Genomic DNA, 14,693 nt, shown 5'->3' with positions numbered 1-14,693 from the left:
GGACGCAAAGTCGTCGTATGACCATGGCTTATCGACATTGCCGCAGGGTTCTTTAGCCGTCGGCCCACTAAGAATCCGAACGCCTGTTCGAGAAAACATCGAACCCTGCCAGCGTGCGGGGTCTAGACCCTTGAGCCCCATACCCCATTTGAACCGAGGTGAATCATGCATCTGGAAGGTTCCTGCCACTGCGGCGCCGTCGCATTCAGCCTGACAAGCGCCCATCCCTATCCTTATCAGCGCTGCTACTGCTCGATCTGCTGCAAAACCCAAGGTGGCGGCGGTTACGCGATCAACCTGGGCGGCGATGCGAAAAGCCTCACCGTCGAAGGCAAGGACAACATCGCCATCTACCACGCCAAAATGCGCGATGACGACGGTCACGAAACCCACATCAGCAGCGCCGAACGGCATTTCTGCAAGCGGTGCGGCAGCGGTCTGTGGTTGTTCAGCCCCGAGTGGCCGGCGCTGATTCATCCCTTCGCGTCGGCCATCGACACGCCGTTGCCGACCCCGCCGGAGCACACCCACCTGCTGCTGAACTCCAAAGCGCCGTGGGTGGAAGTGGCCGCAGGGCCCCATGACCAGCAGTTCGAGGCCTACCCTGAAGAGTCGATTGCCGACTGGCATGAGCGGCTGAAGCTCACTCAATAATCTGCCGCGCTGGAATGAGCACAGGCGTCGGGCGTTCCTCTGGCAGTGGCTGCCGACGGAGCGCCCGCCCGACCGACCACTGGATAATTCCCTGAACCTCTCCCCCGCCGGCCCACTCCCAACTAAACGCTGATAAGCCCAATAATAAGCCCACGAGGAAGCGCACATGCCTTTGCATCGAGTCGCCACCCTGACCGAGCTTCATCGAGACCGCGGTCTCCAGGTCGAGTTTGGCGAAACCAAGGCGCTACTGGTTCTGCACGGCGAAGAAGTCCGCGCGTTTCAAGCCTTCTGCCCCCACGCCGGCGCCCCCCTGGCGGACGGCGCCATCTGCAACGGTCACCTGATCTGCCCCTGGCACAAAGCCGAATTTTCCATAGACGACGGCCACCTGTGCGAACCGCCCGCCCTGGACGCTCTTATCCGCTACCCCGTTCAACTCATTGAAGGCCACGTGCACGTCGATGACCAACCCATGGCCGTTCACACGCCGACACTGGCCGAGGACAGCCGCCGTTTCGTCATCATTGGCGCCGGGGCCGCGGGCACAGCGGCGGCCTGCGCGTTGAGGGAAAAAGGCTTCAACGGTCAATTACGGCTCATCGACAGAGAAGCCGAGCCCGGCTACGACCGCACGGCGCTCAGCAAATTTGTGCTGTCCGCCGAAATGAAAACCGATGAAATCCCTGCCCTGCGCGAAGAGGGGTTTTACCTGGATAACCGCATCGAGCGGGTGCACGGCGAGGTGATGAAGCTGGACGTCATCAACAAGCGCGCGACCCTGGCGGACGGGCGCCGCTTTGACTATGACGCGGCACTGGTCACCACGGGCGGCGAGCCCCGCGCGCTGCCTGTGGAGGGCGCCGATCTGCCGCAGGTGCTGACGCTGCGCAGCCGCGATGACGCCAGCCGAATTCTCGAGGCGGTCCACCCCGGCAGCCACGCGTTGGTCGTGGGCGACAGTTTTATCGGGCTGGAAGCGGCGTCGGCGTTGCGCACACAGGGTGTGAACGTGACGATTCTGGCCCATCACGAAGTGCCGTTTGTCCGCCTCCTGGGCGAGCGCATCGGCAAGGCGCTGCGCGCGCTGCATGAGCAAAACGGCGTGTTGTTCCGCACCCACGTCGATGTCAGTCGTTTCGAAGGCGTTGAACGGGACGGCCAGCAGGTGCTGCAGACCGCCGTGCTCAGCAATGGTGAACGACTGCAGGTGGATCTGGCGTTGGTCGGCGTCGGTGTGAGTCCGGTCACGCATTTCATCGACGGTCTTCAGCTGGAGGAGGACGGCTCACTCCCCGTCGACGACGGCATGCGCGCAGGCAAGGATGTGTGGGCGGCAGGCGATATCGCCACCTTTCCACTCAACCACCAGCCGCAGCGCATCGAGCACTGGCGGCTTGCCCAACAGCAGGCACGTATCGCGGCGGGCAATATGCTCGGCGAAGACCGGCATTACACCGACGTGCCGTATTTCTGGACCTACCATTTTGAAAAGCGCCTGGATTATCTCGGCCACGCAGAGGACTGGGACGACATCGTCTACCTGGGCGAACCGGAGCGGTTCGACTTCCTGGCGCTTTTCTGCAAGCAGAATGTGGTGGCGGCCGTGGTCAGCTGTGGGCGCGAACGGCCCATGGCGATGCTCGCCGAACGCATGAAACAACCGCTGTTCAAAGATGAAGCGCAGATGCTGATCAACCAGATCGGTGATTGAGCACGCACTTCAGCGTCATTCATTTATCCGCATACCGGAGGGCGCCATGCCTGATAAAGAGTCCAACCGCGAAGACCTCGACCACAAGCCTGAAAACGCAGGCAAGGTCGGCGAGGAACACAAACAAGCCAATCAAAGTGGTGAACAACAGCGACCACCGGAAACGGAGCATCCGGCAGACGCGACCGACGCCAAACCCTGAACCAGCGGCATCAGCCGCGGCTGGTGGCCTGCTGACGATCACTTTGCTGCTTTGCGCAGCGGCCGGTTGCAGACTGCTGAGCGGTCTCCACCTTCAGCCACCACGCCTCGCCCCGGCTCGGGTACTGCACGTAAAAAGGCTGGCCCATTTCCGGGGTGGTGATGGCAACGCTGCGGTCCCACGCCAGCGCGAGAATCCGGTCGAACGGCTCGTGCCAGGCGTGCATCGCCAGGTCGAAGGTGCCGTTGTGGATCGGCAGCAGCCACTTGCCGAGCAGGTCGATGTGCGCCTGCAGCGTTTCTTCGGGCTGCATGTGCACGTCTGGCCAGTCTTCGTTGTAGGCGCCGGTTTCCATCAGCGTCAGGTCGAACGGGCCGTACTGCTCGCCAATCAACTTGAAGCCGTCGTGATAACCGGTGTCGCCGCTGAAGAAGATCCGCTGCTCGCCGTCGAGCATCACCCACGACGCCCAGAGCGTCTGATTGCCGTCCCGCAACGTACGCCCTGAAAAGTGCTGCGCCGGCGTTGCCACAAAGCGAATGCCATGAATATCGGTCGACTGCCACCAGTTCAACTGCTGAACCTTGGCCGCCGGCACACCCCACTCGATCAGCGTGTCCCCTACCCCCAGCGGCGTGATGAAATGCTCGGCCTTGTCCTTGAGCACCTGGATGGTCATGTGATCGAGGTGGTCGTAATGGTTGTGGGACAGGATCACTGCTTTCAGGGGTGGCAGGTCTGCAAGGCTGATCGGCGGCTGATGGAAGCGCTGCGGACCGGCCCACTGCACCGGCGAGGCACGGTCAGCGAAGACGGGGTCGGTGAGGAAGTATTCACCGCGCAGTTTCAGCAGCACGGTGGAATGGCCGAGCCGATAGACCGTGTTGTCGGGCGCCGCCAACAGTTGCTGGCGCGACAGCGGCTGAACCGGTATCTCGCCGGCCGGGCGGGTGTGGTGGGGCTTGTTGAACAGGGCGTTCCAGAAGATGCGCAGGGTCTTGACGAAGCCTGAGCGCGCCATCGGCTTGTGATTGAAATAGCGGCCTTCACGCCGAGTCAGGACGGGCAGCGCAGGATGTGAATCAAGGTGTTTGTCGATCGAGGCCATGAGGGTGCTGACTCCATGAAACGGGTGAAGGTGGTGCTGTGCGAGCTGCAAGCTGCAAGCTGCAAGCTGCAAGAGCATGACGTACGCCTTGCGCTTTGGCTTCGGCCGTGGCTTTAGCTTGAAGCTTAAAACTTGAAGCTTCCGGCCGCTTCTACACTACACAGTGTAGTTTCAAGCTTGCACGATGGGCAAAGAGAAGTAAACTGCCCGGTGTAATTTTCTTGCCGGGTGACTTGGTTGCCCGGCTCACCTCACAGAAGCGAATCCATGACTGCCCCACTGCGACTGACCGACCGTAAACGCGAAGCCATTGTTCAAGCGGCGATAGCCGAATTTCGCGACAACGGTTTCGAGGTCACCAGCATGGACCGCATCGCCGCCCGGGCGGAGGTCTCCAAGCGCACGGTCTACAACCACTTCCCCAGCAAGGAAGAGCTGTTTTCCGAAATGCTCCATCGTCTGTGGTCCTCCGCCGCGACGCAGACCGATGCGGTGTACAAACCCGGCGTGCCCCTGCGCGATCAACTGCGCGAATTGCTCGACGCGAAAATGAAAACCCTCGGCGACAGCAATTTCATCGACCTGGCCCGCGTGGCCATCGGCGCGACCATCCACTCCCCCGATCGCGCGCAGGTCTGGGTCAGCCGACTCAATCAGCGCGAAGAAACCTTCACCGTCTGGGTGCGCGGCGCCCAGCAGGACGGCCGCCTCAAGGCCGTCGAGCCGGTGTTCGCCGCGTCGCAGATCCATGCGTTGCTCAAGGCCTTCGCCTTCTGGCCGCAAGTCACCCTCAACGAACCCCTGCTCGCGCCGGACAAGCAACGCGAAGTGGTGGAGTCGGCCCTCGACCTGTTCCTGTGCTGGTATGAAATCCCGCTCGACAAATCTCGGTCCACTACTGCCCGTTAGTCCATGGCCGCCGTGACGCGCTCGACGATCTGCCGACGGGCCAGCAAACCCTGCATGGCGCGATCAATGGCGACGCCGACGATATTCGCCGGGGCCGTGTCCGGTCGCCCCGAATCGTAAGGCGGCGCCGGTGCGTACTCCAGTTGCAGCTGAATGGTCCGGGCGGTATCCGGATCGAACACCTCGCTGATCAGCGTCAACGCAAAATCGATCCCCGCCGTCACGCCGCCGCCGGTCATCAGGTTGCCGTCGCGCACCACGCGCTCGTGTACCGGAATCGCGCCGAATTGCTCCAGCAGTGAATGGGACGCCCAGTGGGTGGTGGCGCGGCGGCCTTTCAACAGCCCGGCCGCGCCGAGCACTAACGCGCCGGTGCAGACCGAGGTCACGTACTGAGCCGTCGCGGCCTGATGCCGGATGAACGCCAGGGTTTGCGCATCTTCCATCAATGCATCGACGCCTACCCCGCCCGGCACGCAGATCACGTCGAGGTCGATGCAGTCGGCGAAGGTCGCGGTCGGGACAAGGGTGAGGCCGGTGCTGGACTGCAGCGGCTCGAGATCTTTCCAGACCAGGTGCACGACCACGCCGGGCATGGTGGCGAAAACATCGTAGGGACCGGTCAGGTCCAGTTGCTGGACTTTGGGGAATACCAGCAGGCCGATATGCAGGGTCATGGCGTGTTCCTTATCGTTTAAACGTGGGTCATCTGAATGCGTGAGCCGAGCAGCCGGTTGCACCTGAAGGCCACCGGCTGGACGAAAGTACTGTAGAGGGCTAGCCTCTGGCGGATACGCCATAAAGCCAACAATTCACGCCAATCTTCACAGTGAGCGCGCCATGCCCCATCAGCCCCGGCCGGTTCATGTTCTGGCCTTTCCCAACGTTCAGTTACTCGACGTCACCGGACCGCTGCAGGTGTTCGCCTCGGCCAACGTCATGGCGCAGGAAGCCGGCCTGAAAAAAATCCCTTACCGGCCCGAGGTTATCGCTCGGGACCCCGGCAGCGTGATCTCCTCCGCCGGGCTTGGGCTGCTCACTCACCCGCTGCCGTCCACGCCTTCGGACACGCTGATCATCGCCGGTGGCGGCGCGGTGCACACGGCGCTGCTGGACCCGGTTCTGGTGGACTGGGTGCGAACGCAATCCGCCAGTGCCCGGCGCGTGGCGTCAGTGTGTACCGGCGCATTTTTGCTCGCCGCCGCCGGCGTGCTGGACGGTCATCGGGTGGTCACTCACTGGGACAGTTGCGACGAACTGGCGCGGTGCTTCCCGCAACTGCGCGTCGACCCGGACCCGATCTTCATCAACGAGGACAAACTGTGGACGTCGGCCGGGGTGACGGCAGGCATCGATCTGGCGCTGGCAATGGTCGAGGCGGACCTGGGCCGCGACATCGCACTGGCCGTCGCGCGGGATCTGGTGGTGTTTCTCAAGCGCCCGGGCGGGCAATCGCAATTCAGCACCGCGCTGTCGATGCAGCACCAGACCCGCGATCAGGGCAGCCGGTTTGGCGACCTGCACGCCTGGATTCTCGACAACCTGGCCAGCGACCTGTCCGTCGGCACGCTGGCGGCTCAGGTCGGCATGAGCGAGCGCAGTTTCGTCCGCCACTACCGCGCCCACACCGGCAACACGCCAGCGCGGGCCATCGAGCAGTTGCGCGTCGAAGCGGCCCGGCGTCTGTTGGGGGACAGCGCGCTGCCAATCAAGCGCATCGCCGACCGCTGCGGTTTCGGCACGGAAGAGACATTGCGCCGCAGCTTCATGCGCGCGGTATCGGTGACGCCCCAGGCGTATCGAGAGCGTTTCAGCGCGGCATGGCTTGGCCGCTACAAGCTGCCACTAATGGGTTGCAGCGACCGGGAAATCCGGGGCGCGCCTTGAGACCTGTGGGAGTGAGCTTGCGTGACTGAGATGCGTTACAAGGCAAGGCTCAAGGAGAAATTAATTTTCACGAATTGATATTTTTATACTGTTTCGTGTAATTTAATTTTCATCACGAAATCAGAGATAACAATAATGACTGCCTGTGATCGTCCCGCCCCTGCTCTTCTTTCGCCGCTGATGGCGCTTGCAACACCCACTGCCGAGATCGTTTTCACCGCCTGGCTGCGCACCGGTTAACGCCACTGCGCGGGGGAGTCCTGCCCTGTTTCAGCTCGACAGTCTCAGCCCCGCCGCCGCCCAAGCCCTGACCTCCTCATCCTCAGCAAGGAATCCGTTGCATGCCTCCGTCAACCGGCCTGTCTCTGTTGGTCTACGCCGCCGTCGCGATCATTGCCTTGATCGTGCTTATCGCGCGGTTTCGTCTCAATCCGTTTATCGTCATCACCCTGGTGTCCGTCGGCCTCGCCCTGGTCGCCGGGATGCCGGCCAATGCCGTCGTTGCGTCCTATGAGGGCGGCGTAGGCAAGACGCTGGGGCACATCGCGCTGGTTGTGGCGCTGGGCACCATGCTCGGCAAGATGATGGCCGAATCCGGCGGCGCCGAGCAGGTGGCGCGCACCTTGATCGACCGCTTTGGCGAGCGCAACGCGCACTGGGCGATGGTCTGCATCGCCTTTCTCGTGGGGCTGCCGCTGTTTTTCGAAGTCGGTTTCGTGCTGTTGGTGCCCATCGCTTTCACCGTCGCACGTCGGGTCGGCGTGTCGATTCTGATGGTCGGGCTGCCCATGGTCGCCGGCCTCTCGGTGGTCCACGCCCTGGTGCCGCCGCACCCGGCCGCGATGCTGGCGGTGCAGGCCTATCAGGCGTCGGTCGGCCAGACCCTGTTCTACGCCATCCTCATCGGCATCCCCACGGCGATCATCGCCGGCCCGATCTACGCGCGCTTCATCGTGCCGCACATTCACTTGCCCGATGAAAACCCGCTCGCCAAACAATTTCTCGACCGCGAACCCCGCGCCCAACTGCCAAGCTTTGGCATCACCATGGCGACCATTCTGCTGCCGGTCGTACTGATGCTGCTGGGTGGCTGGGCCAACCTGATTGCCACGCCGGGCAGCGGCTTCAACAGCTTCCTGCTGTTCATCGGCAACTCGGTGATCGCGCTGCTGCTGGCCACGTTACTAAGCTTCTGGACCTTGGGGATTGCCCAGGGCTTCTCCCGGGATTCGATCCTGAAATTCACCCAGGAGTGCCTGGCACCAACGGCCAGCATTACGTTGCTGGTGGGCGCCGGCGGCGGTCTGAACCGGATTCTGGTCGACAGTGGCGTGACCAACGAGATTGTCGGTCTGGCGCAGGACTGGCATCTGTCGCCGCTGTTGATGGGCTGGCTGTTCGCCGCACTGATGCGCGTCGCCACCGGCTCGGCCACCGTGGCGATGACCACCGCGTCCGGCATCGTCGCCCCCGTCGCGCTGGGTCTGGGCTATCCCCATCCGGAGTTGCTGGTGCTGGCAACCGGCGCGGGCTCGGTGATTTTTTCCCACGTCAACGACGGCGGGTTCTGGCTGATCAAGGAGTATTTCAACATGACCGTGGCACAGACTTTCAAAACCTGGACGGTGCTGGAAACGCTGATATCGGTGATTGCTTTCGTCCTGACCCTCGGGCTGGCGCAGGTGATCTGAGTGGACATTCTTTACCAGATCCGCGCCCGTCAGGACTCTTTCAGCGCCGGGGAAGGCCGCATCGCCAGGCTGGTGCTCAGCGACGTGGCCTTTGCCGCCAGCGCCAGCCTCGACGACCTCGCCGCCCGTGCCGAGGTCAGCAGCGCCACGCTGTCACGCTTCGCCCGTACGGTGGGCTGCAAGGACCTGCGCGACCTGCGCCTGCAACTGGCCCAGGCCAGCGCCGTGGGCAACCGCTTCCTCACCCCGGAGCAGGCGCCGGAACAGTCGGCGTTTTTCACCCAGATCGTCGGCGACATCGAGTCCACCCTGCGCCAGCACCTGGCCGGTTTCGATGAGTCGCGCTTCCAGGCGGCGGTGGCTCTGCTGACGCCAGCGCGGATGATTCACAGCTTCGGCATGGGCGGCGCGTCCAGCCTGTGCAGCGAAGAACTACAGACCCGCCTCGTGCGCCTCGGCTACCCGATTGCCGCCAGCCGCGATCCGGTGATGATGCGCTTGATCGCCGCAACCCTTGGCCCCGAGCACAGCGTCATTGTCTGCTCACTGAGCGGGCGCACCCCTGAACTGCTCGACGCAGTGGACCTGGCCCGCAGCTATGGCGCGAAGATTCTCGCCATCACCCTGCCCGGCTCACCGCTGGCGGAACGGGCGGATGTCCTGCTGCCGCTGCAGATCGCCGAAACCAATTTCATCTACAAACCCACCGCCGCGCGCTACGGCATGCTGCTGACCATCGACGTGCTGGCCACCGAACTGGCGCTGACGGCGCCCGACGCCAACCGCGAACGGCTGCGACGGATCAAACTCGCGCTGGATGACTACCGCGGCGGCGACGACGGCCTGCCCCTTGGAGACTGACCCCATGCTTTACGACCTGATCATTCGCGACGCGCTGGTGATCGACGGCAGCGATACCCCCGGTTACCGAGCCGACGTAGCCATCCGCGACGGCCGCATCCAGCGGATCGGTGACCTCCACGACGTCTCCGCCCGCGAAGAAATCAACGCCGCCGGCCGCGTACTGGCGCCGGGTTTCATCGACGTGCACACCCACGACGACACCGTGGTGATTCGCCAGCCGGCGATGCTGCCGAAGATCACCCAGGGCGTGACCACGGTGATCGTCGGCAACTGCGGCATCAGCGCCTCGCCGGTAACGCTCGCGGGCGATCCGCCGGACCCGATGAACCTCCTGGGCCCCACCGCCGCGTTCGTTTATCCGCGCTTCATCGACTACCGCAACGCGGTGGATGCGGCGCGGCCGGCGGTCAATGTGGCGGCGCTGATCGGCCATACTGCGCTGCGCAGCAATCACATGGACGATCTTTTTCGAACGGCGCGCGCTGATGAAATCAGCGCCATGCGCGGGCAATTGCGCGACAGCCTGGCGGACGGTGCGCTGGGCCTATCCACCGGTCTGGCCTACGCCTCGGCTTACTCGGCCGAGACCGACGAAGTCAAGCAGCTGGCCGAGGAGCTCACGGCGTTCGGCGCGGTGTACACGACTCATCTGCGCAGTGAGTTCGAGCCGGTGCTGGAGGCCATGGACGAGGCGTTCGCGATCGGCCGTCACGCCCGATCACCGGTGGTTATTTCCCATATGAAATGCGCGGGCGCCGGCAACTGGGGCCGCAGTCCGCAGCTGCTGGCGTCCCTGGAAAACGCCGCGCTGAGCCACCCGGTGGGCTGCGATTGCTATCCCTATGCGGCCAGCTCTTCAACGCTGGATTTAAAGCAGGTCACGGATGCGTTCCCGATCACCATCACCTGGTCGACGCCGCACCCGGACCAGGGCGGCCGCGAGCTGAAGGACATCGCCGCCGACTGGGGCCTGTCGCTGGTGGAGGCCGCACGAAAACTGCAACCTGCTGGCGCCGTGTATTACGGCATGGACGAGAACGACGTGCAGCGGATCATGAAGCACCCGCTGTCGATGATCGGTTCGGACGGTCTGCCGGAAGACCCGTTCCCGCACCCGCGCCTGTGGGGTGCGTTTCCCCGGGTGCTTGGACATTTCAGTCGGGATCTGGGGCTTTTTCCGCTCCACACCGCTGTGCACAAGATGACCGGACTGACCGCCACACGCTTCGGGCTGCATGATCGCGGATTCGTGCGCGAAGGGTATTGCGCGGATCTGGTGTTGTTCAACGCCGAAACCGTGCGCGATGTGGCGGATTTCAAAGAACCCAAGCGCGCTGCCGAGGGGATTGATGCGGTGTGGGTGAACGGGCATCTGAGTTACGCCGAAGGTAAACCTCAGGGGGAACGGCAAGGACGGTTCTTGCCGAGGAGTGGGTCGTTGGTGGGTGGGTTTGGTTGATTCTGTAGGACTGGCTTTAGCCGGGAAGACGTCGGGCGCCACACCGCAAATCTGAGCTGCACACACTGGCCTCTTCCCGGCTGAAGCCGGTCCTACGAAACATCCCATGCGTCCAGAGAATTCGGCGGTGACCTCGACCGTAGGACTGGCTTTAGCCGGGAAGACGCCCATATAGACGCCATCAATTACGGGGTGTCACGCATGACGCTTTCCCGGCTGAAGCCGGTCCTACTAACATCCCATGCGTCCAGAGAAATCGGCGGTGACCTCGACCGTAGGACTGGCTTTAGCCGGGAAGACGCCCATGGAGACGCCATCAATTACGGGGTGTCACGCATGACGCTTTCCCGGCTGAAGCCGGTCCTACGAAACATCCCATGCGTCCAGAGAAATCGGCGGTGACCTCGACCGTAGGACTGGTTTTAGCCGGGAAGACGCCCATGTAGACGCCATCAATTACGGGGTGTCACGCATGACGCTTTCCCGGCTGAAGCCGGTCCCACTAAAAGCGCGTGGTCCCACTCAGAGCATGCGCTGTGTCAGCAGGACTGGTTTAGCCCATCACCACCCCACGGCATTCGCCAAACCCGATGCTCACTTCCCCCTCCTTGCGGCAGCGGGCTTTGAGGGTCACCTCGTCGCCGGCTTCCAGAAAGGTCCGGGTCTCACCGTTGGGCAGCTCGATCGGGTGTTTTCCGCCCTGGGTCATCTCCAGCAAGCTGCCGAGCTGGCCGGGGTGCGGGCCTGACAAGGTGCCGGTGCCGAACAGATCGCCCGCTTGCAGCTTGCAGCCGTTGACGCTGTGGTGGGCCACCATCTGCGCGACGGTCCAGTACATGTTCAGCGTGTTGCTCAGGGACAGGCGCTGGGGCGCGATACCCTGCTCTTTCATCCGCACGGTGAGCAGCAGCACTTCCAGCTCGATGTCCAGCGCGCCCCCGGCCTGATCCTGCTCGTCGAACAAATAAGCCATCGGCTGCGGGTCACCCTCTGGACGCGCCGGTTGGGCCGCACGAAACGGCGCCAGCGCCTCGGCCGTGACCACCCACGGCGAAATGCTGGTGGCAAAACTCTTCGACAGAAACGGCCCCAGCGGCTGGTATTCCCAGGCCTGCAGGTCCCGGGCCGACCAGTCGTTCAGCAAGCAGAAACCGGCGATGTGCTCGCCCGCCTTGCCGATGGGGACAGGCTCGCCCGTCTCGTTGCCCTGCCCGATCCACACGCCCACTTCCAGTTCGTAATCCAGGCGCTTGCTCGGCCCGAAGTCCGGTGTCTCGGCGCCCGGTTTCAAGGTCTGTCCGCTGGGGCGCCTGACCGGCATCCCGGACACACCCAGCGTCGACGCCCGGCCGTGATAAGCGATCGGCACGTATTTGTAGTTCGGCAACAGCGGATTGTCCGGGCGGAACAGCTTGCCGACGTTCATCGCGTGATGAATGCCGACGTAAAAATCGGTGTAGTCGCCGACTTGCGCAGGCATGTGCATCTGGCAGTCATTAATCGGCACCAGCAGACGATCCCCCATGGCCTGCAAGCGTTCACGCTGTAGTGTTTTTTCGTCGAGCAAGTGCAGCAATTCGTTGCGCAGGGCCTGGCGCGACGAACCACCCAAGGCGAAAAAGTCGTTCAACTGCCCGCGACAGGCGGCTTCGACAGCCACCCGCGCGGCGCCATTGAACAGGCTGGCCTCAAGGGCCGTTTGCAGGTCGAGAATGAAATCGCCGATGGCCACGCCGCCGCGCTTGCCGAAACCAGGGCGGCTGAACACGCCCAAGGGCAGGTTTTGCAGGGGGAAATCAGGATGGTCGTTGGCGCTGGTCACCCAGCTGCGCGGATGCTGTGGAGTGCTCATCGTTGGCTGTCCGTGTCGAAAGGCTTGAACGTTCTGGCGATGCCATCCCAGCAGGCATCGTAGTCGCTTTGCAGCTGTGGGCATTCCAGCGCGTGATAGCTGGGGCGCAGAACTTTGCCGGTCTCGAACATGAAGGCCATGGTCTGCTCGATCTTGTGCGGCGTCAGCTCGGCGGCGATAGCCTTCTCGGCGCTGGCGTTGTCCGGGCCGTGGGCGCTCATGCAGTTGTGCAGCGACGCACCGCCCGGCATGAAACCTGCGGCCTTGGCGTCGTAGGCACCGTCGATCAGGCCCATGAATTCGTTCATCAGGTTGCGGTGGAACCACGGTGGCCGGAAGGTGTTTTCCGCCACCATCCAGCGCGGCGGGAAAATCACGAAATCGATGTTCGCCTGACCCGCCACCGCACTCGGCGAGGTCAGCACGGTGAAGATCGACGGATCGGGGTGGTCGTAACTCACGGTGCCCAAGGTGTTGAACAAGCGCAGGTCGTATTTGTACGGAACATTGTTGCCGTGCCACGCGACGACGTCGAAGGGGGAATGACCCAGCGGCGTCGCCCACAGCTCGCCAAGAAACTTTTGTACCAGCACGGTGGGCTGTGCGCTGTCCTCAAAATGCGCGTGGGGGATCTGGAAATCCCGGGGATTGGCCAGGCCGTTGCTGCCGATCGGCCCGAGGTCCGGCAGGCGCAGGGGGCAGCCGTGGTTCTCGCAGAGATAGCCCCGCGCTGTGCCGTCGAGCAACTCGACGCTGAATTTCAAACCACGGGGCAGCACGACGATTTCCTGGGGTTCAATGTCGAGCAGGCCCAGCTCGGTGGTGATGCGCAATCGGCCCTGTTGGGGGACGATCAGCCATTCGCCGTCAGCGCTGAAGAACGCGCGCTGCATAGAAAGGTTGGCCGTGTAGACGTAGACGCTTACGCCCTCGGCCTGTTCGGCAGACGAGGTGCTGGCCAGGGCATGCAGGCCGTCGATGAAATCGGTGGGTTCGGCGGGGATGTCGAACGCATTCCAGCGCAGGCGATTGGGTGTGACCGGGCCTTGCTGCTGACCGGGGATCTGCCGCTCAAGGCGCTGAAAACGAGGGTGCGCGGCGGAGGGTTGAATGCGATAGAGCCAGGAGCGTCGGGCTTCGGCGCGGGGTACGGTGAACGCGGTCCCGGAGAATTGCTCGGCGTAGAGGCCCAGCGGGTGACGCTGCGGCGAGTTCTGCCCGTGGGGCAAACCGCCCGGCATCGCCTCGCTGCTGAATTGATTGCCGAATCCGCGCTGGTAGCGCAGGGACTCGGACCGGGGTGCTGTCGACATGACGACCTCTTATTGTTTTTATCGTAAGCGTGTTACGCATAACGTAATTTGAGTTTGTAGAAGGGTCAAGCTATAAAGCAGCCTTTCCAGACCGGGGGCCTCCCTTCCATGACCGACGATTCCACCCCCGCCACCGCGCCGCGCCAGCAGAAAGTCCAGTCGGCTGAGGTCGGCGTCGGCATCCTCAAGGCGCTGGCCGAACTGGCGCCTGCCACGTCACTGTCGAAACTCGCCGAATACGTCGGCATGCCGGCCAGCAAGGTGCATCGCTACCTGCAAGCGCTGGTGGACAGCGGTTTTGCCGAACAGGACCCGGCCAGCAACCATTACCGGCTGGGGCGCTCCGCCTTGCAGGTCGGGCTGGCGGCACTGAGCCAACTGGATGTGCTGAAGACCTCTGCTCCGGCCCTGATCGCCCTGCGCGACGAACTCAACGAAACCTGCTTTCTGGCCGTGTGGGGCAACAAAGGCCCGACGGTGGTGTACGTCGAGCAGTCGCTGGGGGCGGTCACCCTGGTCACGCAGATCGGTTCGGTGCTGCCGCTGCTCGGTTCGTCCACCGGGCTGGTGTTCGACACCTTTCTGTCGCCGACCGAAACCGCCGCGTTGAGAGAGGCGGAATCAGCCTCGTTGAATGCAGCGCAGTTGAAGGAGATCGATCGGCACGTCCACGAAATCCGCAGCACCGGGGTGCATCAGATTCACGGGATGTTGATGGCCGGCGTCAACGCGGTGTCGTCGCCGGTGTTTGCCATGGGCAACAAGCTGGTGGGTGTGGTGACGGTGGTGGGTTCGGCGTCGGTGTTTACCGATCAGCGCCAGGCGACGGCCGCGCAGAAACTGCTGCAAACGGCACAGGCGATCAGCGCGCGGATGGGTGGGGAAATGCCGCGGCTGGAGTGATTGGTCAGGATCCCAAAGGGCAGGACCGCGCTCCCACTGACGGACCGCGTTCCTCGTGTAGGACCGGCTTTAGCCGGGAAGACGTCGGCGGTTACGCCACAAAATTGATGGTGTTCAAACCGGCCCCTTCCCGGCTG

The 14,693-nt window shown here is 63.3% G+C and carries 13 protein-coding genes; 9 read left to right on the top strand and 4 right to left on the bottom strand.

Translation table 11 applies throughout. The features are described from left to right. The first annotated feature begins 165 nt into the window (after positions 1–165). The 3 genes from QWI18_RS17250 to QWI18_RS17240 all read left to right on the top strand — a co-directional run bounded on the left by QWI18_RS17250 (position 166) and on the right by QWI18_RS17240 (position 2,570). The gene (locus QWI18_RS17250) at positions 166–654 is read left to right on the top strand and encodes a GFA family protein (RefSeq protein ID WP_369319365.1); all 489 of its coding nucleotides are present in this window, start codon (positions 166–168) and stop codon (positions 652–654) included. A gap of 166 nt (positions 655–820) precedes the next feature. After that, entirely contained in the window at positions 821–2,368 is a 1,548-nt protein-coding gene (locus QWI18_RS17245) for an FAD-dependent oxidoreductase (protein ID WP_369319364.1), read from the top strand. A 46-nt stretch (positions 2,369–2,414) separates the two neighbouring features. After that, positions 2,415–2,570 (top strand): hypothetical protein, encoded by a 156-nt coding sequence (locus QWI18_RS17240; RefSeq protein ID WP_167355798.1) that lies wholly within the window; start codon positions 2,415–2,417, stop codon positions 2,568–2,570. Between the two features lie 10 nt (positions 2,571–2,580). Here the strand turns inward: QWI18_RS17240 and QWI18_RS17235 are convergent, their stop codons facing one another. Further along, positions 2,581–3,678: an MBL fold metallo-hydrolase gene (locus QWI18_RS17235; RefSeq protein WP_369319363.1), complete on the bottom strand. Its 1,098-nt coding sequence runs from the start codon at positions 3,676–3,678 to the stop codon at positions 2,581–2,583. A 267-nt stretch (positions 3,679–3,945) separates the two neighbouring features. Here QWI18_RS17235 and QWI18_RS17230 point away from each other — a divergent pair, with 267 nt between their 5' ends. Continuing rightward, on the top strand, positions 3,946–4,587 hold the full coding sequence (locus QWI18_RS17230) for a TetR/AcrR family transcriptional regulator (protein WP_065989556.1): 642 nt from the start codon (positions 3,946–3,948) through the stop codon (positions 4,585–4,587). Here QWI18_RS17230 and QWI18_RS17225 read toward each other — a convergent pair. Further along, a complete protein-coding gene (locus QWI18_RS17225) occupies positions 4,584–5,264 on the bottom strand; it encodes a DJ-1/PfpI family protein (RefSeq protein ID WP_065989554.1) in 681 nt (226 codons plus the stop codon). The two genes, QWI18_RS17230 and QWI18_RS17225, sit on opposite strands and share 4 nt — an antisense overlap. Positions 5,265–5,427: 163 nt before the next feature. Here QWI18_RS17225 and QWI18_RS17220 point away from each other — a divergent pair, with 163 nt between their 5' ends. From QWI18_RS17220 to QWI18_RS17205, 4 genes are all read left to right on the top strand, one after another. Next, the gene (locus tag QWI18_RS17220; protein ID WP_369319362.1) at positions 5,428–6,474 is read left to right on the top strand and encodes a GlxA family transcriptional regulator; all 1,047 of its coding nucleotides are present in this window, start codon (positions 5,428–5,430) and stop codon (positions 6,472–6,474) included. A 341-nt stretch (positions 6,475–6,815) separates the two neighbouring features. Then, complete coding sequence (locus QWI18_RS17215; RefSeq protein ID WP_065989551.1) at positions 6,816–8,165, top strand: gluconate:H+ symporter; 1,350 nt, start codon at positions 6,816–6,818, stop codon at positions 8,163–8,165. Then, positions 8,166–9,026 (top strand): MurR/RpiR family transcriptional regulator, encoded by an 861-nt coding sequence (locus tag QWI18_RS17210; protein ID WP_369319361.1) that lies wholly within the window; start codon positions 8,166–8,168, stop codon positions 9,024–9,026. Between the two features lie 4 nt (positions 9,027–9,030). Then, a complete protein-coding gene (locus tag QWI18_RS17205) occupies positions 9,031–10,488 on the top strand; it encodes an amidohydrolase family protein (RefSeq protein ID WP_369319360.1) in 1,458 nt (485 codons plus the stop codon). A gap of 553 nt (positions 10,489–11,041) precedes the next feature. On the opposite strand, the gene fahA is transcribed toward QWI18_RS17205, so the two are convergent. Together fahA and hmgA are read right to left on the bottom strand one after the other, a co-directional pair. Next, entirely contained in the window at positions 11,042–12,340 is a 1,299-nt protein-coding gene (gene fahA, locus QWI18_RS17200) for a fumarylacetoacetase (protein ID WP_369319359.1), read from the bottom strand. After that, positions 12,337–13,653 carry a homogentisate 1,2-dioxygenase gene (gene hmgA, locus QWI18_RS17195; RefSeq protein WP_369319358.1) on the bottom strand — a complete coding sequence of 439 codons (1,317 nt, stop codon included), beginning with the start codon at positions 13,651–13,653 and terminating at the stop codon, positions 12,337–12,339. Before hmgA ends, fahA begins: the two co-directional genes overlap by 4 nt. A 108-nt stretch (positions 13,654–13,761) precedes the next feature. Here hmgA and QWI18_RS17190 point away from each other — a divergent pair, with 108 nt between their 5' ends. Further along, positions 13,762–14,556, top strand: coding sequence for an IclR family transcriptional regulator (locus QWI18_RS17190; protein ID WP_369319357.1), 795 nt, complete (start codon positions 13,762–13,764; stop codon positions 14,554–14,556). Positions 14,557–14,693 lie beyond the last annotated feature (137 nt).

It is taken from the genome of Pseudomonas sp. W2Oct36, assembly GCF_041060465.1.
Classification (GTDB): Bacteria; Pseudomonadota; Gammaproteobacteria; order Pseudomonadales; family Pseudomonadaceae; genus Aquipseudomonas; species Aquipseudomonas graminis_B.
The sequence above is the reverse complement of the archived record's forward strand: the minus strand, read 5'-3'. Positions and strand labels throughout refer to the sequence as shown.